We start from the raw sequence: 24,578 nt of genomic DNA on the forward strand, positions 1-24,578 counted from the left end.
GGCGCCGGACGGGTTTCGCCGGGACGGCGGTCTACGTCGCCGCGAAATCGGGCGACGAGATCCGCAGGCGAAGGACGTCGAGAAAGTCTCCGAGCATCTCCTCGGCATCGGCGGGCCGAAACCGGTCGGCGCGCAGGTACCAGTGCAGTTCGCGGCGCTCCCCCGATTGCAGCACCATGAGGAGGATGTCCTCCTCGCGCGCCGCCTCGGCATGCGGGGGCCCCGGCCGGAACGCCACGTCGGCCGTCTCCTTCTCCTCCGGTGTCTCGCCGACGAGCCGATGGTTGAAGATGTAGCGGAAGGCGGAGGACGCACCGGGATGCGCCGTCTCGAGCATGTCCTGGAGGAGGAGATGCGGCACGGGCTCGCGGTCCATGGTCTCGACCAGCGCCGCGTGGACCGCATCGAGCGGCTCGCCCGAATCCGGCCAGGATAGGCGCAGCGGCATCAGCCGGGCGAAGGACCCGACCATGGCCCGTGTCTGCGCACGGTCCCGCGCCGTCGTCGCCGACGCCACCCAGAGATCGTCCTCACCGTCGATCCGGCGCAGGACGCGCAGGAATTCGGTGAGCAGCACGACATGCGGCGTCGTGCGATGGAGGGCCGCGAAGGCGTCGAGGGCCCGGCCCGTCCGCGGCGACAGCACCTGTTCGTAGAGAAGCGCCGAACCGGCCCCCTCGCGGGCCTGGGCGCCCGTGCTCCAGGAGACCGGCGGCCCCCCGGCAAGGCGCGCCCGCCACCAGCCGAGCGCGCCCTCGAAGCGGCCCGCCCGGATATCGGTGGCTTGCGCGGCGGCGTAGTCGGCATAGTCGAGCCTCGGCGAAACCGGCTCGGCCAGGGACGCGCCGCCACGCTCCGCCTCGTAGAGCTCCATCAGCTCGGCGGCGACGAGATGGAGGGCCTCGCCGTCCGCGACGAGGCTGCAGAAGCTCGTGAGGAGCACGCCGCGCTTGCCCCGGCTGACGAGTTCGGCACGCCAGAGCGGCCCCGTTTCGGGATCGAATCCCAGGGCGAGCATTCGCTCGTAGCGCTTGCGGATCCAAGCTTCCAGGCCGGTCAGCGCGGCGGTCAGCGGCAGCCGGGTCACCGTGAGGGGCGGGAGCGCGCCGGGATCGAGCCGCAGGCGATGGCCCTCGCCATCCGCCTCGATCGTCATGTGCAGCGCATCGTGGCGACGGGTGAGCACGGCGACGGCCCGCCTCAGCGCCTCGACGTCGACGTCCTCCAGAATGAGGGGCGGCGCGGCGATGGTCCAGGCGACGCGCCCGCCGAAGCGGCTCTGCTGGCGCAGGATGAAGGCCTGCTCCAGCGAGACGGGCAGCCGCCCCGTCCGGTCGGCGTGGGGGATCGACGCCTCGGCCGGGCTCGCCGACGCGCGCCGCCGGGCGACGAGCTTGCCGAACACGGCGTCGCGCAGCGCGCGCGGCAGTTCGGCGAGAGAACCGATGCGGGAATCGATGGTCATGTCGGCCTGTCCTTCGGCATGTCCCCCGTCGTCGCTCTCGTCATCTCGCGACGGGTTTCCTCGATCAGCGCGGCGAGCTCTTCCGTCGAGAGGTCGGACACGAGATCCGCCTCGATCCGCGCCGCCACCGCCCGGAGGCTCGACGCGCCGTAGAGATCCCGAAGCCGCAGCGCGACGCCGGTCTCCAGGGCGATCTCCGCCACGGCCCGGGCTGCCGCGAGCGAATGGCCGCCGAGCGCGAAGAAGTCCTCGGTCGCCGGAATCGCCGCCGCCGGCCGCTCCAGCACCGCCGACCAGACCGGCAGGAGAAGGCGTTCGACGAACCCGTCCGGCTCGCCCGCGCCCTTTGCGTCGAGGGCGGAGACCGGCGCCGGCGCCGGCGTGGGATCAGGCAGCGCGCGACGGTCGATCTTGCCGTTCGGCAGGAGCGGCAGGGCGCCGAGCTTCGTCCAGTGCTGCGGCACCATGTGCCCCGGCAGGATCGTGCGAAGACCATCCGCCAGCCCCTGCGCCGAGGCCCTCCCCGTCCAGTAGGCGGCGAGCGCGAGGCCGCCGCCGGGCGCCTTCACCGGCCGGACCACGGCATCGCCGGCCCCCGCCTGGCCGCGCAGGACCGTCTCCACCTCGCCGATCTCCACCCGCATGCCGCGGATCTTGATCTGCCCGTCCTGTCGGCCGAGGAATTCGAGAGCGCCGTCCGCGTTCCAGCGCGCCCAGTCCCGGGTGCGGAACATCCGTCCTTCGCCGAACGGGTTCGCGGCGAAAGCCTCCGACGTCAGTTCGAGCTGGCCGTGATAGCCGTCGGCGAGATTGTCGCCCGTCACGTGGAGCTCGCCCGGCATCCCCACCGGCATGGGTCGGCGGCGACGGTCGAGGACATGGCTGCCCGACCGGTCGATCGGCCGGCCGATCGGCACCGGCGCGCCGATGTCGGAAAGGTCCATGCCGGCCGTGTCGAAGGCCGTCACGTCGCCCGCGACTTCCGAGGAGCCGTAGAAATTGACGAACCGCGTGCCCGGCAGGACGCGCCGGAAGCGCGCGACGAGGTCCGCCGTGCAGGCCTCGCCGCTGACGACGACGGTGCGCAAGGAGCCGAGCCGGCGCGCGGCCTCGCCGGGAAGGTCGAGAATCGCGCGCAAGAGCGACGGAACGACGACGATCCACGTCACCGCATGCCGCGCGAGACGGTCGATGAGGCGCCCGGTATCGGCGACGTCGTCGGTGGGCACGACCACCAGCGGCACGCCCTGGAGAAGCGGTCCGAAGATTTCCGCGACCGAGTCGACGAAGGGCAGCGCCGTCTTCAGCACCGCGACCTCGCCGTTTGCGTAGGGCAGCGCCCGCCAGCTCCAGGCGAGCCGGTTGAGGAGCCCGCGATGCAGCGCGCGCACGCCTTTCGGCCGTCCGGTGGAGCCGGACGTGTAGATCAGATAGGCGAGGTCTTCCGGCTGCAGCGCCGAGACCGCGCGGGAGGCGGCCGGGCCGGACGCCAGCGCCGCCCCGGCATCCAGCACGGTGCAGGCGGGCTCGAAGGCGAGCGCCGCGCCGTCGGAGAGGACGAGGCGCGCGCCGCTGTCCTCGATCATGAAGGCGAGGCGATCGGCGGGATAGGCGGGATCGAGCGGCAACCAGGCGCCGCCAGCCTTCAGGATCGCCAGGAGCGCGGCGACGAGCAGCGCCGAGCGCTCCATGTGAATCGCGACGACGTCGCCCTTGCCGAGGCCCCTCGCCCGCAGGATGGCGGCAAGGACATTGGCGTCGCGTTCGATCGTCGCATAGGTCGCGATCCCGTCTTCGAGGATCAGAGCCGTCGCGTCCGGCATGGCGTCGACGCGCGCCTCGAAGAGCGCGAGCGCGGAAGAGGCCGACGGCCGGGGTTCGAACGGGCCCTGCCCGAGCGCGATCGCCGCCGCCGCCTCGTCGACCGCGAGCACCTCGACCTCGGCCAGCGTCTGGGCGTCGCCGAGGGTTTCGAAGACGCGGGAGAGATGGCGACCGAGCGCCTCGATGCTGGACGCCTCGAAGCGGCCGGCGTCGTAGACGAACTGGATGGCGAGGCCCTCCCCCTCCGGCACGACGAAAAGGGTGAGCGCATAGCTCGTGGTCTGGTGCCCGTCGATCCCGCCGATCAGCCCCGCAAGGCCTGCCGTCCGCGGTCCCGGACCGTCGGACCGCCCCCCGACGAGACGATCGTCCATCGGGAAGTTCTGGAAGACGATCATGCTGTCGCAAAGCCGCTCGCCGGGAGCGAGGCCGCTGGTGGCCTGGATCTCGGCGAAGGAGAGATGATGGAAGCGGTCGTTGCCCGCCTGCGTCGTCTGGATCGCCCGCAGGAAATCCATGGGACCGAGGGCATCCAGGGTCGCAACGCGCAAGGGGAGGACGTTAACGAAGGGTCCGACCGCATCCTCGATGCCGGGAAGCTCCGCCGGGCGGCCCGAGACGGTGACGCCGAAGACCTGCTCCGCGGCCTGATTGTAACGGGCGAGAAGCATCGCCCACGCCCCTTGCGTGACGGTCGAGACGGTGATGCCCTCGGCTCGGGCTCGGCGCGCGATGGGGGCGAGGACAGCCCCCGACAGCGTGATCGCGTGGCTGTCGAAGCGACCGGTCTCGGCCTCGGCGCCCCCGCCGATGACGAGATCGGTTCCACCGCCGAGATGGGCGAGACCCTCACGCCAATGCGCGAGCGCGGCGGCGCGGTCCTGCCGGGCGATCCACCCGACATAGTCGGAGAAGTCCGGCGCATCGGGAAGCGGGGTTCCCGGCAGGCCGGCCGCGTCGTCGTAGAGGGCCGCGAGATCGCGCAGAAGCAGCGGCAGCGACCAGCCGTCGACCACCGCATGATGGACCGAGAGAAGAAGATCGGCCGCGCCGCCCGGCGCGAGCAGAAGCGTGGCCCGCAGGGCGGGGGCCTGCGACAGATCCACCGCCGTCGCCCGGTCGCGAGCCTCGTGCGCGGCGAGCCGGGCGGCGTAGCCGTCCGGAGCGTCCGGCCGCGCGTCGATGACGGCGAGCGGCAGACGCGCCGTGCGGTGGACCAGCTGGAGCGGCCGGTCCGACAGCGTCCAGTCGAAGGTGGTGCGCAGGACCTCGTGGCGCGCGATGAGGGCGTGGAGGGCCGTTTGAAGCGCATCGACGTCGAGGCCGGGGCGAAGATGCAGCGTGGTGTGGATGCCGTAGACCGCGCTGTCCGGCTCGGCGAGCGCGTGGAAGATCATGCCGGTCTGGCCGGGCGTCGCGGCCTGGACGGTCTCGATATCGAGATGGCGGGCGCCGAGCGTGCCGATCGCGCCGGGCTTCAGCTTCGCCAGCGGGAAGTCGCTGTCGATCCAGACCCTGGGGTCCGGCTGCCGGCTGCGCTCCGCGATGTCGCCGAGCGCCGCCGCGAGCGCGGCGGGAAGATCCGCCAGCGTCGCCGGCGGGGCCTCGCCGGCATAGGCGGAGATCGACAGGACGCGACCGGAAAGGGCCAGTTCCCAATGCGGCGGGGCGCCGGGGGAGAGGAGGACCACCGGCGTCTCGACCGCGCAGCCCTCGAAGGCCGGTGTTCCCCCGAGAAGGCGGATCGTCAGCGCGAAGGCCGGGTCGGGTGTTCCCGCCGGCGCACGCAAGGCCGCCTTCACGGCTCGAAGATCGGCGACGGCATCGCCCGTCGCGGCCGGCAGCGCCACGGTGCGCTCGCAAAGGGTCGCCAGACCTTCGCATTCGGACGCGCGGTCGCACAGAACGAGACCGATGGGGCCGTCCAGTCCGAGACGGGCGGCGGCCATGGCAAGCGCCGCGCCGACGAACTCCCGCGGGTCCGCGCGCAGATGACGCGCCGCCGTCGCCGTCAGATCGGCAAGATCGATGGTGCTGCCCGCGAGAGGCAAAGCCGGTACCGTTCGAAGCGGAGAAGCGACCGGCTGCGGGGGCAGGAGGGCGATCGAGCGCCGTTGCCCCCTCGGTGCGCGGCCGTCGAGCAGCGACCGGAGATCGGCCATGACGGCCTGCCAGCCCTTTGCGTCGACGAGGAGTGGATGAGCTTCAAGGACGATCGACGAGACGAACCCGTCCGAGACCTGCATCCTTGTCGAAAGGACGGACGGCAGGTCGTTTCGATCGTCCGATGCGAAGACGATGGTCGGGCCGGCCGAACGGCTTTCGAGCCGGCCGCGCAGGAGATCGTGCCGGACGGCGAGCGCCGCCAGCGCCTGTTCGACGCTCGCCTGCGACAAAGCGGGCACCAGCGGCAGACGCAGCGATCGACGTTCGCCCGGCGCCAGCAGCGGAAAGGCCGCGCCGAGGGGCAGGTCGGCGAGGACGGGACTTGCCGCCGCGTCGGCGCGCGCGGCGAGTTCTGCGAGCGTCTGCGTTTCGAAGATGTCGCGCACGGTGACCGGCAGGCCGCCCGCGGCCGCGCGCGTCGCCACGCGGATCGCCGAGATGGAATCTCCGCCGAGATGGAAATAGTTGTGCGTGCGGCCGATCTCGTCCGGGCGGCGGTCGAGCACCTCGGCGAAGATCGCGGCGAGCGCCCGCTCCGTCGCCGTCTCGCAGGGGACCAGCGCGCCCGCGGCGGAGAGATCCTGATCGGCCGGGTTCGGCAGCGAGCGCCGATCGACCTTGCCGTTCGGCAGGAGCGGGATCGCGTCCATCGGGACGAGCGCCGCGGGGATCATATGGCCGGGCAGCGTCGAGTCCAGCGCGCGCCGGACATCGGCGGCGTCGAGCCCGCCCGTGACGTAGCCGACGAGCCGCGCCCGGCCGTCCTGCGCGGGCCGGTTGAGGACGACGCCCATGTCGACGCCGGGCACCGCGCGCAGGGCGGCCTCCACCTCGGCGAGATCGACCCGCATGCCGCGGATCTTCACCTGCCCGTCCTGGCGGCCGAGGAAGGTGATCGTGCCGTCGTCCTCGCGACGGCCGAAGTCGCGGCTGCGGAACAGGAGCCCCTCGCCGAACGGGTTCGGCACGAAGGCCTCATCGGAGAGATCGGGACGGCCATGATAGCCGGCGGCGAGATTCGCGTCGCCGATCCAGAGCTCGCCCGGCAGACCGTCCGGCACGGGCCGGCGCGCCGCGTCGAGGAGGTAGACGGCGCAATTGTCGAGCGGGCGGCCGAGCGAGGCGGGACGCGAACGACCCTCCTCCATGTCCGCCGTGTCGAACCAGGTGACGTCGCCCGCGACCTCGGACGAGCCGTAGAGGTTGATCAGGCGGCAGCCCGGCGCGGCGCGTCGGAAAGCCGCCACGAGATCGGCCGGCAGCGCTTCGCCGGACGAGATCCAGTGCCGGAGCTTGGGCAGCTTAAGCCCGAGATCGCCGTGCAAATCGATCATGGCGCGCAGCAGCGTCGGCACCAGGACGAGACGCGTGACGTTCTCCTCGGCGAGCCGGTCGATGAAGCCCGGAACGTCGCGCACGGACGCCTCGTCGAGGACGAGCGAGGGCACGCCGGCCAGGAGCGGCCCGAACACCTCCCAGATGCAGTCGACGAAGGAGAGCGCGGTCTTCTGGACCATCGTCTCGCCCGGCTCGAAGGGCATGTCGCGCCACATCCAGCCGAAGCGGTTCAGCGCGCCGCGGTGCAGGGCGCGCACGCCCTTGGGCTGGCCGGTCGAGCCCGACGTGTAGATGAGATAGGCGAGGCTGTCCGGGCCGAGAACGCCCGCGCCCGGCGTCTCGCCCCGGGCGGTTTCCTCCGTCGTCAACGCGTCGCCGAGAGAAAGGCGCGGCAGCGACAGGCCGTCGAGGCCGGCCGGCGGCTCGCTCGCGTGAAGCAGCAGCACGGCGCCGGAATCCGACAGCACCGCCGCAAGGCGCGCCTCCGGATAGCTCGGATCGAGGGCCAGAAAGGCCGCGCCCGCCTTCAGGATTCCGAGGAGTGCGGCGGTCGCATCGAGCGACCGCTCGGAAAGGAGCGCGACCACCTCGCCGGGCCGCACGCCGCGGTCCAGGAGCGAGAAAGCGATCCGGCGGGCGCGCGCATCGAGCGCGGCATAGGTCAGCGTGCGATGCCCGTCGAGAAGCGCGATCCGGTCCGGCGTTTCGCGCGCCTGACGCTCGAAGAGCGCGATCAGCGAGAGCGCGTCCGGCAGATCGGCCACCGGACCGGCGGAGCGCGCGAGGACGGCGGCCTCCTCGGCCGGGTCCATCAGCCGGAGATCGCCGGGCGAGGTCGCCGTCGCCATGCCGGCGAGGATGCGTTCCAGGCGCTCCGCCAGAAGCGCCATCTCGGCCGGCGCGTAGCGGCCGGCATCGTACTGGAGCCGCAGGGCGAGCCCGCCCGCCTCCCCCTCGGCGAAGAGCGTCACCGGGGCGCTGGTCTTCTGCAGGCCGGTCATCCCCGTGACGAGCCCGGCGAGGCCCGCCGTGCCGGAGCCGCCGGTCGCGGCGGCACCGAGGGGCGTGTTCTGAACGATGACGAGCGTCTCGGCGAGCCGTTGCCCGGTCGCGACGCCGCTGAAGCGCTGGATGTCGACGAGGCCGAGATGGCCCATCGCATCGTTGCCCGACTGCCGGTCCTGCAGCCCGCGCAGCCAGGGCCAGAGCGCCTCGCCGTCCTCCACCTCGGTCCGGAGCGGCAGGGCGTTGAGGAACATCCCCACGATCTCCTCGGCCCCCGCCAAATCGTGCGGGCGACCGGAGACGGTGACGTTGGCGAGCACCTCGCGGGCACCGCTGTAGCGCGACAGAAGGACCGCCCAGGCGCCCATGACCAGCGTTCCCAGCGTCACGCGCTCGGCGCGCGCCTTGGCCGTCAGCCTCGCGAAGGCGTCCGGGCGGACGTGGCGGGCGGAAATTCCGACCGCGCCGGTTTCGGTCCCCGCATCGCGTCCGATGCCGAGATCGGTCGGGGACGCGAAGCCCGACAGTTCCAGCGACCAATAGGCCTCGGCCGCCGCGCGATTGCGGGTTTGCAGCCAACCGATATAGCGGTCGAAACCGGGCGCCGGCGGCAGATCGAGGGTCCGCCCGATGCTGCGCGCGCCGTAGAAGGCGACGAGATCGTCGTAGAGGAGCGCCATGCTCCAGCCGTCGACGATGGCGTGATGCTTCAGCCAGAGAAGCGTGAACCCGCTGCGCCGGCGCACCAGGGTCAGCCGCATCAGCGGCGGGTGCAGCAGGTCGAGGGGACTGGCGAGATCGATCGCGGCGAGCGCGTCGATCGCTTTCGGCTCGTTCTCTTCGCCCGCAAGATCGATCTCGCGCCAGGGCAATTCGACGGCGGCATGGACGAGCTGCAACGGCTGGACGCGATCCGCCCAGAGGAAGCTCGAGCGAAGGACGGGATGGCGCATCGTGAGATCGCCCACCGCCGCCTTCAATGCATCGACATCGAGCCCCTGTGCGAAGTCGATGCGGGTCTGCAGCAGGAACGCACCGCTGTCCGGCGCGAGGATCGAGTGGAACAGCATGCCCGCCTGCCCGAAGGAGGCGTCGTGGACGTTCTCAAGGCCGGGATGATCGGACAGGATGCGGGCGAGATCGTCCGCCGCGATGCCGGCGAGCGACATCGGCTGGGGGCCGGACCACGCCTCGCCGGCCGCGTCGGACGGCTCCGCCGCGGCCGCGAGGGCGGCAAGCGTCTGGTGGCGGAAGACCGAGCGCACGTCGAAGGACAGGCCGGCGCGCCGTGCCCTTGCGGCCAGTTGCAGGCTGAGGATGGAATCGCCGCCGAGCTCGAAGAAATTGTCCTCCCGCCCGACGCGCTCGACCGACAGCATCTCGCGCCAGATCGCGGCGAGCGTCGCCTCGGCACCCGCCTCGGGAGGCTCGTACGCACGCGTGACGGGGGCCGAGACGGGAACCTGCGGCAGCGCACGGCGGTCGATCTTGCCGTTCGGCAGAAGCGGCAACGCGGCGAGCAGCGTGATCGCCGCCGGCACCATGGGTTCGGGCAGCGTCGCGGCGAGATGGGCCTTCAGCGAGGCGACCAGCGCCTCCCCTTCCGGCCCTGCGGCCGCGGCGACCTCGTCCGCCGGGACGGCGAAGGCGACGAGACGCGAGCGTCGGTCGAGCGTCTTCTGCGTCGTGACGAGCGCCCCGACGAGGCCGGGATGGGCGAGCATCGCCGCCTCGATCTCGGCCGGCTCGATGCGGAAGCCGCGGATCTTGATCTGCGCGTCGCGTCGTCCGTGGAATTCGAAGGCGCCGTCCGGCTTGCGCCGTCCGTAGTCGCCGGTGAGGTAGAGGCGGCCGAGCCCTTTGCGCTCCACGAAGGCGGCGGCCGTGCGCGAGGGGTCGCCGAGATAGCCGTCGGCGACGCCCGGCCCGCCGATGGCGATCTCGCCGATCACGCCCGGCGCGGCCGGTGCGCCGAAGAGGTCGAGGATGTGGACGGCGACGTTCGGCAGGGGATGACCGATGTCGGGCGCGCCGTCGGGCGCCGTCGCCATCGCATCGCTGTCGCTGACATAGGCGGTCGCGGTGATAGAGGCCTCGGTCGGGCCGTAGGAGGAGAGGAAGACGACCTTGCGGTCGCAGAGCGCCGCCCAGCGCCGCATGGTGCGCGGCGACAGGGCTTCGCCGCCGGTGAGGAAGATGCGGATCGAGGGCGCCATGCGCAGGCCCTCCTCGGTCATCGTCTCCACCCATTGCCGCCAGAGCGCAGCCGGCAGATCGAGCATGGTCAGGCCGTATCGGTCGGCGAGATCCATGAAGTCGCGCGCGCCGAGGCGACTCGGGGCGTGATGGAGAACCGAGGTGCCGCCGGCCAGAAGCGGCACGAAGATCTGCAGCGCCGAGGCGTCGAAGTTCAGCGGCGCGAACTGGAGGAGGCTGTCGCCGGGCTCGACGCCGAGACGGCGGCCCATGCCGAGCGCCATGTTGGCGACGCCCCGATGGGGCACGACGACGCCCTTCGGCACCCCGGTCGTTCCCGAGGTGAAGATCACGTAGAGCGGCAGCGCCGGATCGGTGGCGGGAACGACGGCCAGGTCCACGAGGGGCGTCGGCGTGTCGAGGAGATGGAACGGCACCGGCGGCGCGCCTTCGGCGCCCGTGAAGAGCGGCAGAAGCGCCGTCTCGGTCAGCAGGAACCTGGTGCCGGCGGCGGCGACGAGGCTCTGCTGGCGCTCCGCCGGGGCGGCGGGATCCAGCGGCACATAGGCTGCGCCCGCCTTCATCGCCGCGTAGATCGCGACGAGAAGCGCCGGCGAGCGCTCGGCGGCGACGGCGACCGCATCGCCGTGACGCACGCCGCGCGTCTGTAGAAGGGCGGCGAGGGCGGCAGCGGCGGCCTCGAAGTCGCGCCAGGTCAGCCAGGACACCGCCCCGTCGGCCGCTTCGTAGAGGACGGCGATGCCGTCGGGCCGGGTCTTGGCATGCCCGTCGAGGATGGCGTCGAGGCGACGGTTGGCAATCTCGGGCATCTTTCCCTGGTCGGGCCTGCCGTCGATGTCGGGCATCTGCGTGACGGCCGCCTCCGGTGCGGCCTCGTGAAAGGCCAAAGCGCCGACCGGAGCCTCCGGCCGGGCCGTGGCGGCGGCGAGCAGGCGGGCGAACTGCGCCCCGAGGCGCTCCACCGTCGCCGGCTCGAAAAGCTGCGTGCGATAGTCCAGCATCGCTTCGATGCCGTCCTCGGTCTCGGTCATGTCGAGAACGAGATCGAACTGCGTCGCGGCCTTGTCGAGACGCGTCGTCTTCAGCACGAGCCCGTCCGTCGCGCGCAAGGCCGCCGGCGTGTTCTGCCAGACGAACATGGTCTGGAAGACCGGGGAATGCGCCTCGGTGCGTTCGGTGACGAGGTCCTCCACGATCGCCTCGAAGGGCAGCGCCGCATGCGCCATGGCGTCGAGAAGCTCCTGCTGCGCGCGGCGGCAGAGATCGGCGAAGGCCGGCTGGTCCGCGGCGTCGAAGCGCAGCGCCAGCGTGTCGGCGAAGAAACCGACGACCTCCTCGGAGCCGGGCAGCACCCGGTTGGCGGTGACGGTGCCGATCGCGAAGGCGCCCTGCCCGCTGATGCGGGCCAGAAGGAGGCCCCAGGTGGCGAAGAGGACGGCGAAGGGCGTGACGCCGATGGCGCGCGCGGCCTCGCGCAAGGCGAATGCCTCGCCCTTGGACAGCGCGAAACGGTGGACCCGGCCCTCGCCGTTCGGAACGTCCGGGCGGGGGTGATCGGCGGGTAGCTCCAGCACGTCCGGAAGGTCGCCGAGGCGGCCGCGCCAGAAGGCGCGAAGCGGCTCGGAGTCGAGCGCCTGACGGGCCGCCACGGCCGCCGCGGCGAAGTCGGCATAGTCGCGATCGAGAGGGGCGAGGCCGCGCGAGGGACCCGTGTCCGGCGCGGCATCGTAGGCGGCGGCGAAATCGCGGCCGAGGATCGCCATCGACCAGCCGTCGCTGACGATGTGGTGGACGCAGAGAACGAGGACATGCCGATCGGCGGCGCGGCGGAACAGCGTCGCGCGCACCAGCGGGCCGCCGTCGAGCGCGAAGGGCTCGGTCGCCGTCGAGATCGCCGCACGCTCGACCGCCGCCTCGGCATCGTCCTCGGCCGAGAGATCCACGATATCGAGCGGCAAGGCGCCGATCTCGTCGATCACCGCGACCGGCTCGCCGTCCCGGTCGAGGAACCGCGTGCGCAGGCTCTCGTGCCGCATGAGAAGCGCCGCGAGAGCCGCATGGACCCGGTCGAGGTCGAGCGGGCCGGTGAGGTCGATGCGCGACGGCAGGTTGTAGGTGCCGCGCGAGGGATCGAGCTGGTGCAGGAACCAGAGCCGGCGCTGCGCGGTGGACAAAGCGAGCGGGCCGCCGCGCTTCTGGCGCTCCACGACGGGACGCGCCGGCGCGTCGCCGGTCCCGGGAAGCCCAACGAGGCGTGCGAGATCGCCGAGCCGCGAGGCGCGGAAGAGATCGCGCGCCGACAGCGTTGCCGAGGTCGTCGCGCCGAGCCGCGACAGGACGCGCATGGCGAGCAGCGAATCGCCGCCGACGGCGAAGAAGTCGCTGTCCGGCGACAGCGCTGCCGCGTCGAGGCCGAGCACCTCGGCCCATACGTCGGCGACCGCCCGCTGGGCGTCGTCGAGCGGAACGCGGACGGCGCCGTCGAGCGCGCCGGCCCTCGCCAGTTCCGCCGGCCAGTCCACCGCCGGCAGGGCCTTGCGGTCGATCTTGCCGTTGGCGTTCACCGGCAGGCGCGGCACGGCGAGGATCGCCTGCGGCACCATGTAGTCCGGAAGGTGCCGCAGAAGCTCGGCCCGCAGCGCGGCGCGGTCGAGGAGGGCGTCTTTGGCCGGCACCACGAAGGCGGCGAGCCGCGTCACGCCCGCCACCTCCTCGGGCACGACGGCGGCGCTCGCCACCGCGGGAAGGCGCTCCAGCGTCTTCTCGATCTCGCCCATCTCCACGCGAAAGCCGCGCAGCTTCACCTGGTCGTCGCCGCGTCCGCGAAAGTCGAGGAGGCCGTCGCCGCGCCAGCGCACGAGATCGCCCGTGCGATAGAAGCGGCCCTTGCGGCCGGGCAGCGCGACGAAGGCGGCCTCGGTGAGGTCGGGACGGCCGAGATAGCCGCGGGCGAGCGTGCCGGCGACATAGAGCATGCCGACCGCGCCGGGCGGCACCGGCTCCAGCGCCGCATCGAGAACGAGCGTGACGGCGTTCGCGACGGGCGCGCCGATCGGCATCGGCCCGTCGCCGAGCTCGGCCACGGCGTCGAGACGGGCGGCGGTGCAGACGATCGTCGTCTCCGTCGGCCCGTAGGTGTTCCAGAGTCCGATGCCGGCAGGGGCCCGCTCGCGCCAGTTCGCGACGGCGGCGGGCTTGGCCGCCTCGCCGCCGAGGACGACATGGCGAAGGCTCGGCGGGATGCGGCCCAGCGCCTCCGCCTCGCCCATCAGGCTGTGCCAGTAGGCGGTGGGCAGGTCGAGAATCGAGATGCGCTTGTCCGCCAGATCGTCCCAGAAGGCGGCGGCGCTGTCCGGCAGATCCTCCTCGCGCAGCGTCAGCCCCGCTCCGTGGGTCAGGGCGGTGTAGATCTCCTCGATGCTGGCGTCGAAGCCGAGCGAGGCGAACTGGAGGATGCGGTCGGATGGCGTGACCGACAGCCGCCGGCCGAGCCAGGCGACGTAGTTGGCGACCGATCCGTGCTCGATCATCACGCCCTTCGGCTCGCCCGTGGAGCCGGAGGTGAAGATCACGTACATCAACCGATCCGTGCCGATCGATAGGTCCGGATCACCCTGTGTTGCGACGAAACCGGGGTCGGCATCGACGTCGAGGAAGGTCGCGGCGGTGCCGTGGAGATCGTCCCTCGGCCCGAGGATGTGCGCGATGCCGGCCTGCGCCACGATCTGCCGCCGTCGCTCCGCCGGCTGGCGCCGGTCGAGGACGACGAAGGCGCCGCCCGCCTTGGACACGGCGAGCTGGGCCACGACGAGATCGATCGAGCGCGGCAGGTGGATGCCGACCAGAGCTTCGGCGGCGAGACCGCCGGCGATCAGCCGGTGGGCGAGCGCGTTCGCCCGCGCGTTCAGCGCTCCGTAGCTCAGCTCTTCCGCGCCATGGCGGATGGCGGTCGCGTCCGGCGTCTCGGCCGCGATCCGCTCGATGCGGCGGAAGGCCGGTTCGGTCGGAGCGGGCCAGATCTCGCCTTGCCCGAGGCGGTCGAGACGCGCCCGCGCCGGCGCGGCCAGAAGCGGCAGCGTGCCGACCGGTCCGCGCGCGCCCGCCGCGACGGCGCGGACGAGCCCGGCATAGGCGTCGAGGATCGCCTGGGCGCTCGCGTGCTCATAGAGGCCCGTGTCGAAGTTCAGCTCCAGCGCCAGCCGGCCCTCGATCTCGACCGCGTTCATCGTGAGTTCGCCGTCGAGATAGCGCAGCGGACGCGGCCGGGGCCGCACCGAGACGCCATCGAAGGCCGCCATCGCGAAGGCGGCCTGATAGTTGAAGACGACCTGCAGCGGCAGCGCGGTTCCGCGCCCGCGCAGGTCTTCCGCGATCCAGGCGAACGAGTATCCGCCATGGGACAGGTCGTCGAGAAGCTCGGACCGCGCGCGCCGGCAATGGTCCGCGAGCGAGGTCGCGCCGTCCACCCTGGAGAGCGAGAAGACGAGGTCCGAGCAGTAACCGACGAGACCGCGTTCCTCGTCGGCCATCCGGCCGGCCGTCGGCGTGGCGATGGCGACCGTTTCCTGGCCGGCCATGCGCGCCAGCACGATCGCGAGAAGGCTGTGCAGCAGCATGAAGGGGGTGAGGCCGAGCGATCGCGCGGCACCCTTGAGCGCCGCCGCCTCGCCCGGTTCGAGCACGTCGAGGACGCTGTCGCCGCGCCAGCCCTTGGCGCGCCCGCGCGGCCGGTCGGTGGCGAGATCGAGCACCGGCGCGCCGGCGCCCAGGCGGGCGAGCCAGTAGGCCCGGTCGCCGTCGGCCGAAGGATCCGCGCGACCGGCCGCAAGACGCGTCAGATAGGCCGTGTAGGACGGAGCGGGCGGCAGCATCGCGGGCTCTCGGCAGAGCGCGGCGTTGCAGAGCGCGGCGAGTTCGCCGACGAGAAGGTTCATCGACAGCCCGTCGGAGACGAGGTGATGGGCCTCGAGCGACAGGAGCCATCTCTCCTCCCCCATGCGCAAGAGGCGCGCGCGGATGAGGACGTCCCGTTCGAGATCGAAGACGCGTTCGCCGAGCGCCGCGACGAAGGCGTCCTGCTCGCGCGCCGGCCAGAGCCGCGCGTCGATCACCTCGAAATCGGGCTCGACCGCATCGGCCGCGCGGATCGCCATCACGCCGGGCGCGGGGAAATGCGCGCGCAGCGCCGCGTGGCGGTCGAGAAGGGTGCGCAAGGCCGCGCCGACGATCGCCGGATCGATCATCCCCTCGAGATCGAGGAGGACGGGAAGGTGGTAGGCCCGCGAGGCGTCGTCGCTCTTCTGCGCGAGAAGCCAGATCAGCTCGGCCGCCGGCCGCATCGGCCCGGATGCCGCCAGCTCGGCGGTTTCGGGGGTGAGACCCGCTCCAGCCTCCGCGATCATCGCCGCCGGGCCGATCATCGCCCTGGGCCCGATCAGTCCCGTGGAAACGATGGCCGGCGCGTCGAGCGAGCGGACGATCGACAGCGCGAGATCGTCTTCGGCAAGCGGCGCCAGCTGCGCGGCGTCCGCCACCCGGACGGGTTCGCCGCCGGAGGGCGTCGCGTCCCTCGCGCCGCCGGCCTCGATCGCGGCCAACTGGCTCGCGATGGTCCGCCGCACGAGGTCCAGCTGTCCGGCGAAGAGAAGATGGAGATCGGGATCCTCGCCCGCCTCCAGGCCGGGAGCCGGAGCGGCGGCGCGCATCGCCGGTCCATCGAGGCCTGCCGGCGTGGACGCTCGGGGCGTTTCGTCCGCGACGGCGCGGTGGACCGGCGCCATGCGGTGGATCGTCCGGTCGAACGGATAGAGCGGCAACGCGGAGCCGCGCAGGGTGCCCGCGCCGGCGGGATCGAGATCGACGCCGAGCGCTGAGAGCGAGGCCAGCGCGTCCTCGATGGCGTCGAGGCCGTCGCCGGGCTTGCGCAGGACCGGCACGAAGCGATCGGCCGCCAGCGTGCCGGACGCGCGCCCGAGAGCCGACAGGGTCATGTTCGCGCCGATCTCGACGACGATCGTCGTGGGATCCGTCGCCAGGTCCTGGAAGGCGGCCAGAAGCTGCACCGGCTCGCGGCAGTGCCGCGTCCAATGGTCGGGCGACAGCAGCGTGCCGGCCGCGAGGCGCCGGCCTCCGAGATTGGACAGGAGCGGCAGCGCCAGCGGCCGGAAGCAGGCCTCCCCGCAGAGCCGGCCGAGCGCCGGCAGCGCGGGGTCCATCAGCGGCGAATGGAAGGCGTGCGAGACGGGAACCGGCCGGGCGGCGAAGCGCAGCGCCTCGGCCCGCGCGCGGATCGCCTCGATGGCGGAGCGCCGGCCGGCGACGACGAAGGCCTCGTTCGAAAGGACGGCGGCGAGCGAAACATCGCCGGAGCCGATGTCCAGCGCCTCGGCGAGGAAGGAGGACGGCGCGCGCAGCGAGAGCATCGCGCCGTCCTCGGGCAGCGCCTGGATCAGGGCCCCGCGACGCGCCAGGAGCCTCAGCATGTCCGCTTCGGGCAAGGCGCCCGCGACGGAGGCGGCGACATATTCGCCGAGACTGTAGCCCATCACCGCATCCGGCCGGATGCCGCGGTCTTGCAGCACCTGCGTGAGCGCGAACTGCAGGGCCGCAAGGGCGGGCTGGGCGACGGCGGTGCGCTGGAGCGCTTCGCCGGAGGACCCGAACAGAAGGTCGAGAAGCGGGCGGTCGAGAGCGCCGCCGAGCGCGTGCGCGGAGCGTTCGAGCGCCGCGCGGAAGACCGGGCTCGACCGATGCAGCGCCTCCCCCATGCCGGCGGCCTGCGATCCCTGCCCGCCGAAGGCGAAGACGATGCGCGGCCGGCGGCTGCCGAGCCGCCGGCCGCTGCGGAACCGGCCGGGCGATCCCGCCGCGAAGGCGGCGAGCGCCGGCGCGACGGCCTCCGGCGCATCGCGTCGAACGGGCAGCGCGAGCCGATGGGCGTGGCGGGTCCGGCGCGCCGCCAGACTGGCGGCGAGGTCGCAAGGGTCGGCCGGCGGAGCCGCCGCGATCCGGCCCGCCAGGGTGCGCAGCGCGGTCTCGCTCCGGGCGGTCAGAACGAGGATGTCGGCCTCCGCCACCGCCCCGACGGGCGTCGATGCCTCGGCCCGATGGCGCTTCAGCACGACATGGGCATTGGTCCCGCCGAAGCCGAAGGCGGAGACGCCGGCGTGATCGCGGCCCTCCGGCCAGGGCGTTCTGGCGCGCACCGGCGCGACGGGCCCCTCGGCGGCGGCCTTCAGATGCGGGTTGAGTTCGGTGAGATGCAGCTGCGCCGGGATCTCGCCGGCCTGCATCGCCAGCACCGTCTTGATGAGGCCCGCCATGCCGGCGGCGGCCTCGGCGTGGCCGATCGCGGCCTTCACGGAACCGATGAGGACCGGTTCGGCCTCTCGGCCCGCCATCACCCGGGCGAGGCTGTTCAACTCGATGGGATCGCCGAGCGGCGTGCCGGTGCCGTGGGCCTCGACATAGGCGACGGCGTCCGGACCGATCCCGGCATCGCGATGCGCCGCGCCGATCACGGCCTGCTGGGCCGGCCCGTTCGGGGCGGTCAGGCCGTTGCCCCTTCCATCCTGGTTGACGGCGGAGCCCGCGATCACGGCGCGGATCTCGTCCCCGTCCCGCTCGGCATCCGACAGGCGCTTCAAGACGACGACGCCGACGCCCTCCGAGCGGACATAGCCGTCGGCCGCCGCGTCGAAGGTCCGGCAGCGTCCGGTCGGCGACATCATCCCGGCCTGGGAGAAGGCGATCGACATGTCGGGATTGAGGAGCACGTTGACGCCGCCGACGAGCGCGAGGCCGCTTTCCCCCAGGCGCAGGCTTCGCACGGCCTGATGGACCGCGACGAGCGAGGAGGAGCAGGCCGTGTCGATCGCAAGGCTCGGTCCGTTGAGGTTGAGGACGTAGGACAGCCGGTTCGCCGCGATGCTCAGCGCGTTGCCCGTGCCGGCCCAGGCCTCCCGCGCCGCCGGCCCACCGGCCTGCAGGAAGCCGTAATCGTTGCTGGAGATGCCGACGAAGACGCCGGTATCGGTGCCCGCGAGAGCAGCGGGAACGATCCCGGCATCCTCCAGCGCATGCCATGCGGTCTCGAGGAGGAGCCGCTGCTGGGGATCGATATAGTCGGCTTCCCGGCCCGATATGCCGAAGAAGGCGGGATCGAAGCTCGTGACCGCGTCGAGGAAGCCGCCGTCGGCCGTGCGCATCCGGCCGGGTTCGGGCTCGGACCCTCGGCCGACGAGCGCCTCGGCGTCCCAGCGATCGTCCGGCAGCGGGCCGACGCCGTCGATGCCGGCGATGAGATTGCGCCAGAAGGTCGCCGCGTCCTCTGCTCCGGGAAGCCGGCAGGCCAGGCCGATCACGGCCACGGGCTCGCGCAGCGCGGCGGCTCCCGCCTCGAGGGCCTCGATCCGCTTGCGGGCGCGGAGGAGCAGTTCGTGCAGCTCCTGTTCGGTCATCTTCGCCATGGTCACGTCCCCGATTTCGATGCGCTCATGAGAAGCGGGGCATCAGCCGTCGAGGAGGGCGCGAAGCGCGGCGGCCTCGCGGTCGAGATCGCTCTGAGGCCCGGCCGCCGCCGGCACGGGCCGGCGATCGGACGAGGGCTGCGGAACGGCGCTCTGGAACATGTGGTCGAGCAGGCGCTGGATCGTCGGATGGTCGTAGAGATCGACCGGCTCGACGGCGCGGTTGCCGATCGCAAGGGCATTGATCGCCGAGATCATCTCGATCGCGGTGACGCTGTCGAGCCCGTAGCTCGCGAAGGGCTCGTCGAGATCGACGAGGTGGGGCGGCTGCCCGGAATGATGCGCCAGCCGCTCGATCAGCCAGGCTTCGAGACTTCCGCGATCGTGCACATGGACGGGAGCCGCGCTCGCCTCGGCCTCGCCGGTCGTCGCCGACGGCCGGATCCAGCGATGCACGCAATGCGCCTCGAAACCCGTGTCGAACCACTCCTGGCGAGCTGCGGCGCGCTGGATCTTGCCGCTGGACGTGCGCGGCACGCGCCCGGGTTGGACGACGCAGATCTCGGCCGGCGTGATGTCGCAGCCCTCGGAAAGACGCTGGAGGACGGCGGTCGCGAGGGCCGAGGCGCCCGCCTCGTCCTTCAGGACGGCGAGGCCGCCCCGCGTCGCCTCGACGACGAGCACGACCTCCTCGCCCCGGCCGCGATCGACGGGGAAGGCGGCCGCGGCGCCGGTGGCCAGTTCGGGAAGGTCCCGCGTGGCGGTTTCCTCGATGTCCTGGGGATAGAGGTTGCGCCCGCGCACGATGATGAGATCCTTGAGCCGCCCCGTCACGAAGAGGTCGTCGTCGAGGAGAAAGCCGAGATCCCCCGTCCGGTAGAACGGTCCCGCCGCCGCTTCGTCCGAGAGCCGCGCGCCGAACGCGGCGGCCGTCGTGTCCGGCCGGTTCCAATAGCCCGAAGCGATGCTGGGACCCGTCAGCCAGATTTCGCCGATCGCGCCGGCGGGGAGCGATCGCCCGGTCTCGGGATCGGCGATGCGCACGCGGCCCTCCGGCGCGCCGTTGCCGACGAGGCGCACGCCCGGCGCGGCTCCCGTCGCCGGCTCCACGCGATGGGCGGCCAGCGCGCTCCGGTCGAAGCTGCGGATCGTCGGGCCGACGCCGTCGTGGAGATTGCCGGTGGCCAGCAGCGTCGCTTCGGCCAGGCCATAGGCGGGAAGGCAGGCGTCGCGCCGGAAGCCGGCCGGCGCGAACGTGGCGCAGAAGCGCTCCAGCGTGGTCGCGTTGACGGGTTCGGACCCCGTGAGCAGGCAGACGAGGCCGGACAGATCGAGCTCGGCGATGCTCTCGGGCGTCGCCATGTCGCAGCACCGCTCCAGCGCGAAATTCGGCGCGACGGCCGTCGTCGCCCGGATCTCCGAGAGCTTGCGCAGCCAGGTCATCGGCGATTGCACGAAGGCCTGGGGCGACATGAGGTCGGCCGTCCCGTGGACGAACATCGGCAGGATCACGGCGCCGACGAGCCCCATGTCGTGATAGAAGGGCAACCAGAGAACGCCGCGGGACTGCGGCGTGACGCGCAGCTTCTCGGCGATGATCCGGGCATTCTCCATGATGTTGCCGTGCGAGACCATGACGCCCTTCGGGTCGCCGGTGCTTCCGGACGTGTACTGGAGGACAGCGACATCGGCCTCGGCGAAGCGCTCGCGGCGGAAATCGCCCGGCTCTTCCATCAGCTCCTCCACCGTCGTCACGACCGGCGCGGCCCCCTCCCCCGGTGCGCGCTCGCGCATCCACTCGGCCGACGCGGCATCCGCGATCACGAGAGCGGGCCGGGCATCGGCAAGGACGGACAGGAAGCGCCGGTCGCTCCGTCCCTGCCGCTGCTGGGGCACGGGAACGGCCATCGCGCCCGCGGCGAGGCAGCCGAAGAAGGCGAGGATGAAAGCCGGCGCGTGCGGCAGCGCGAGGACGACGCGCTCGCCCTTGAGACCCCTCGCCTGCAAGGCGGCGGCGATCCTCCGTGTCCCCTCGTCGAGAGCGCCGATCGACAGATCCGTCGGCGCCTCCGCACGCGCTTCGTGGAAGCGGTAGGCGCGTTGATCCGGTTGCGCCGCCGCGCGCTCGAAGAGACGGTCGACGATGGTGTGAAAGGCGCTGGTGCTCATGCCGCGTCGACCTCGATGCCCTGGGAGGCGGGCCCTTCGCCCGCTGATGGTGTCGCGCCGGCGGTCGCGGCGTCTCTCGTCCCCGACGCGACGATTGCCGCCTTGATGCCGGCGCGGCGGCGCCGGGCTCCGGCGAAGCGGTTCTGGGATTCGATGACCTCGGCGACGAGCGCGAGTTGCGCCTGCATCAGCCGGAGATCGGCGGCTTCGAGAGCGGCGGGAGCGGCGGCGTCCGGCGCGGGCCGGGCGGACGGCCGGCTGTCGTCGACGCTGACGGGTTCGACGGATGGAGGGTTGAACAGCGGTTCGGCCCGGGCCTGTCCGCCGGCGGCCGGCGCCGCCGCAGCCAGGAAGTCTGCGATCGCGTCGATCGTGGTGAGGTCCTCGAAGAAGCGGCGGATCTCGATCCGCTGGCCGTATCGGGCTTCGATCGCCGTTCGCGCCTCCAGGAGCATGATGGAATCCGCGCCGAGATCGAGCACGTTCGCCGTGGTGTCGATCTGGGCGACGGGCATTCGCAAGAGGGATGCGAAGCGATCCGCCAGGTCCCGGCTGAACGTCTGCGGCATGATAGTAATCTGCCCTTATGATATTTGTCGAAGAGAGACGGAACGACCGAGCGGCGAGGTCCGTCAGATGAGGACGAGTCGAAGCCCAGCATCGGACCTTAGCGCGGAAGTTATGAAATCCCTCTGAACCACGGGATCAGTTCGTGACGCTTGGTAAGTGGCAGGACAACCCGCGCCTCCGGCACGGCCGAGCCCCCGGAGGGCCGGCTCTCCTCATCGCATCTTAACGCATGGCCATTACCTTGGGTGACGGAGCCCCGCTTTACTTGCTCGCCCCGAACGGCGCGCAGAGCGGGGGTCTGTGGATGAAGAGGCTCGGCCGAGGGTTGCGCGGTTGCGGCGTCACCCTGCGTCCGGGGCCCTTCGAGGGCCGAAGCGCCCCTCGGGATCTTGCGGCATGACCACCCTGATTGCCTGGCGAAATCTTCGATACGATCCCGTCCGCTTCGCGGCGACGGTGATCGGCATCGTCTTCGCCGTCGTCCTCATCTCGATGCAGACGGGCATGCTCTTCGGCTTCATCCGCGCGTCGGCGGGCCTCGTCGAGAGGTCGGGAGCCGATGTCTGGGTCATCGCTCAGGGCACGAGCAACGTCGATCAGTCGGGCATCCTGCGCCAGCCGATCTTCTATCGCGCGCTGGCCGTGCCGGGCGTCGCCGACGTCAGCCGGACGATCATCCAGTTCACCGGCTGGCGCAAGCCGGCCGGCGGCACCGAATCCGTCATCATCGTCGGCTTCGATCCGCAGACCCGCCTCGCGGCGCCCTGGAATGTCGTGGAGGGCTCGATCGAAGCCTTGTCCGCGCCGAACGCGGTGATGATCGACCGTCTCTACGCCGAGAAGCTCGGCGTGAAGGCCATCGGCGACCGTGTCGAGATCGCCGAGCGGCGCGCCGTCATCGTCGGCTTCACCGAAGGCGTGCGCACCTTCACGCAGTCCCCTTACGTCTTCACGTCCTATGCCAATGCGCTGCGCTACACCAACATCCCGGACGGCGACGCGAGCTACATGCTCGTGAAGGCCGGGCCGGGTGTCGATCCGGCGGCGCTCGCGGCCGAGCTCGGCACGGTGCTGGCCAAGGAAGACGTCCTGACGACCGTCGATTTCGCGGCCCGCACGCGCGACTACTGGATCCTCACCACCGGCGCGGGATCGGCTTTGGTCCTCGGCGCCGCGCTGGGCGCGCTCGTCGGCGTCGTGATCGTCGCCCAGACGCTCTACGCCGCGACGGTCGAGCGTCTGGCGGAATACGCCACGCTCAGCGCCATCGGGGCCGGCAGCGGCTATCTCAACGCCATCGTCCTGAAGCAGGCGATGATCGCCGGCACGATCGGCTTCGTCATCGCCGGAACGATCGCCTGGATGATGGCGGCCTCTTCCACCTCCTCACCGGCCGCGATCCTGCTCTCCCCTCTGACGCTCCTGATGATCGGGGTGCTGACGCTCGGCATGTGCGCCCTCGCCTCGTTGATCGCCGTGCGAAAGCTCTACAGCATCGATCCGACGAGCGTCTTCCGATGAGCGCGTCCGATCGCTCGCTGGTCGTCGAGGATGTGGCCCTGACCTATGGACGCGGAGAGGCCGCGACGCTCGCGCTGCGCGGGGTCTCGCTGGTTGCCCGCCCCGGCGAGGTTCTCCTCATCCGCGGCCCCTCCGGCAGCGGGAAGACGACCCTCCTGCAACTCATGGGCGCCCTGAAGACGCCCGACCGGGGACGGGTCACCATCTGCGGCGCGCCGACCAGCGGGCTCAGCCAGAAGCAACTCCAGGCGATCCGCCTGTCGAGGATCGGCTTCGTGTTCCAGTTCTTCAATCTCTTTCCGACCCTCACGGCCTGGGAGAACGTGGCGCTGCCGCTCGATCTCGTCGGCCGCGACCGCCGGGCGGGCGAGCGCCGCGCGCGCCAGCTCCTCGACGATCTCGGCCTCGCCCATCGCGCCGATCACCGGCCGGGTCAGCTGTCCGGCGGGCAGCGACAGCGTGTCGCCGTGGCGCGGGCGCTGGCGCACGATCCCCTGATCATCCTCGCCGACGAGCCGACCGCCGCGCTCGACGGCGCCAGCGGCCAGACCGTGGTGGAGACGCTGCGGGGCCTCGCCCACCGCGAGGGCCGCATCGTGGTTCTGGTGTCCCACGACCAGCGCCTGGCGGACAAGGCCGACCGCGAAATCACCGTCGAGGACGGGCGGATCGTCACCGAACACGCCAAGCCTTCGACGAAGCTGTCCGGAGAGATCGCATGAAACGGACGACCAAGCGGCTCTCGGTCGGCATCATGGCCATGGCCTTTCTCGGCTACTGGTTCACCGGCGGGGAAGACGGTGCGCCGCCCGAAGCCGCCAGCCAGATCAAGCCGCCGGCGAAGGCCGACCGTCCCGCGTCGACGATCGCCGGTCTCGGGGTCGTCGAACCCGCGGGCGGCACGATCGAGCTCGCGTCCGAACTGCCGGGCGTGATCTTCGCCATTCACGTGGCCGAGGGCGACCGCGTCAGGCGGGGCGACCTCATCGCCGAGCTCGGCAACGGCGAGTTGAAGGCCAAGGTCGCGCAGGGCGAGGCGCAGCTGGCGATCCGCAAGGCCGACCTCCTCCGGATCGAGAACGGTTCGCGCAACCAGGAGGTCGCACAGGCCGAGAGCCGCGTCGCCGAGCTCACCGCCGACGTGGAACTCGCCGAAGCCGATTTCCAACGGGCGGCCAAGCTGCAGAAATCCGGTGCGATTTCCAAAAAGGGCCTGCAGACCGCCGGCAATGCCCGCACCGCCGCGCGCCAGCAGTTGAAGGCGGCGGTCCAGGGCCTGTCGCTCATCGTAGAGGGCGCGCGCGTCGAGGAATTGGCGGCCGCCCGCGCCGAAGTGGCTCTGGCGGAGGAACAGCTTGCGGAAGCCAAGGCCTATCTCACCAAGACCTTCATCCGCGCGAGCAGCGACGGGACGGTGCTGCGCCTGTTCAAGGAGGCCGGCGAGGCCGTTTCCACCCAGCCCTCCACCGCCATCGCCGAGATCGGCGATACGTCGAAGCTGGTGGTTCGCGCCCAGATCGACGAAGCGGAGATCGCCGGTCTGGCCATCGGCCAGACGGCCGAGATCACGGCGCCCGCCTTCGGCGACCATCGCCTGTCCGGCGAGATCGTCCGCGTCAGCCCGCGCATCGGCACCAAGATCGTCGATGCCGATACGGCCGGCGAGAAGCGCGATTCCCGCGTGCTCGACGTGATCATCGCGCTGGCCGAAGGCCGTGCGATCCCGGTGGACCTGCGCGTCGACGTGTTCATCGACCCCGACAGCGGCCTCCAGCGGGTCTCCGACGCATCGGACACGCCGCTCTTCGACTGGGCGATCCGCGAATAGGCCGAAC

General features: G+C 71.8%; 7 protein-coding genes. 3 read left to right on the plus strand and 4 right to left on the minus strand.

Annotated features, from left to right (window positions below; translation table 11 throughout):
• Positions 1 to 31: 31 nt before the first annotated feature.
• Genes ASG43_RS04785 through ASG43_RS04800 form a run of 4 tightly spaced genes read right to left on the minus strand, consistent with a single transcriptional unit; the run spans position 32 to position 21,221 of the window.
• Positions 32 to 1,465 carry a condensation domain-containing protein gene (locus ASG43_RS04785; RefSeq protein WP_056500742.1) on the minus strand — a complete coding sequence of 478 codons (1,434 nt, stop codon included), beginning with the start codon at positions 1,463 to 1,465 and terminating at the stop codon, positions 32 to 34.
• Complete coding sequence (locus ASG43_RS04790; RefSeq protein WP_056500745.1) at positions 1,462 to 18,483, minus strand: hybrid non-ribosomal peptide synthetase/type I polyketide synthase; 17,022 nt, start codon at positions 18,481 to 18,483, stop codon at positions 1,462 to 1,464. The genes ASG43_RS04785 and ASG43_RS04790 overlap by 4 nt, the downstream gene beginning before the upstream one ends.
• Before the next feature lie 42 nt (positions 18,484 to 18,525).
• Positions 18,526 to 20,652, minus strand: coding sequence for an AMP-binding protein (locus ASG43_RS04795; protein WP_056500749.1), 2,127 nt, complete (start codon positions 20,650 to 20,652; stop codon positions 18,526 to 18,528).
• Positions 20,649 to 21,221 (minus strand): acyl carrier protein, encoded by a 573-nt coding sequence (locus ASG43_RS04800; RefSeq protein ID WP_056500752.1) that lies wholly within the window; start codon positions 21,219 to 21,221, stop codon positions 20,649 to 20,651. Before ASG43_RS04800 ends, ASG43_RS04795 begins: the two co-directional genes overlap by 4 nt.
• A gap of 397 nt (positions 21,222 to 21,618) precedes the next feature.
• Here ASG43_RS04800 and ASG43_RS04805 point away from each other — a divergent pair, with 397 nt between their 5' ends.
• The 3 genes from ASG43_RS04805 to ASG43_RS04815 are packed head-to-tail and all read left to right on the plus strand — an operon-like array spanning position 21,619 to position 24,571.
• On the plus strand, positions 21,619 to 22,743 hold the full coding sequence (locus ASG43_RS04805) for an ABC transporter permease (RefSeq protein WP_056500755.1): 1,125 nt from the start codon (positions 21,619 to 21,621) through the stop codon (positions 22,741 to 22,743).
• Positions 22,740 to 23,465: an ABC transporter ATP-binding protein gene (locus tag ASG43_RS04810; RefSeq protein WP_056500759.1), complete on the plus strand. Its 726-nt coding sequence runs from the start codon at positions 22,740 to 22,742 to the stop codon at positions 23,463 to 23,465. Before ASG43_RS04805 ends, ASG43_RS04810 begins: the two co-directional genes overlap by 4 nt.
• Positions 23,462 to 24,571 (plus strand): HlyD family efflux transporter periplasmic adaptor subunit, encoded by a 1,110-nt coding sequence (locus ASG43_RS04815; RefSeq protein WP_056500763.1) that lies wholly within the window; start codon positions 23,462 to 23,464, stop codon positions 24,569 to 24,571. The genes ASG43_RS04810 and ASG43_RS04815 overlap by 4 nt, the downstream gene beginning before the upstream one ends.
• Positions 24,572 to 24,578: the final 7 nt, after the last annotated feature.

The organism is Aureimonas sp. Leaf454, from assembly GCF_001424685.1.
GTDB lineage: Bacteria > Pseudomonadota > Alphaproteobacteria > Rhizobiales > Rhizobiaceae > Plantimonas.

Coding starts and splice junctions, on each gene's coding strand:
- ASG43_RS04790 (WP_056500745.1), bottom strand. CDS start 18,483: ATGGCGAAGATGACCGAACAGGAGCTGCACGAACTGCTCCTCCGCGCC.
- ASG43_RS04800 (WP_056500752.1), bottom strand. CDS start 21,221: ATGCCGCAGACGTTCAGCCGGGACCTGGCGGATCGCTTCGCATCCCTC.
- ASG43_RS04805 (WP_056500755.1), top strand. CDS start 21,619: ATGACCACCCTGATTGCCTGGCGAAATCTTCGATACGATCCCGTCCGC.
- ASG43_RS04810 (WP_056500759.1), top strand. CDS start 22,740: ATGAGCGCGTCCGATCGCTCGCTGGTCGTCGAGGATGTGGCCCTGACC.
- ASG43_RS04785 (WP_056500742.1), bottom strand. CDS start 1,465: ATGACCATCGATTCCCGCATCGGTTCTCTCGCCGAACTGCCGCGCGCG.
- ASG43_RS04795 (WP_056500749.1), bottom strand. CDS start 20,652: ATGAGCACCAGCGCCTTTCACACCATCGTCGACCGTCTCTTCGAGCGC.
- ASG43_RS04815 (WP_056500763.1), top strand. CDS start 23,462: ATGAAACGGACGACCAAGCGGCTCTCGGTCGGCATCATGGCCATGGCC.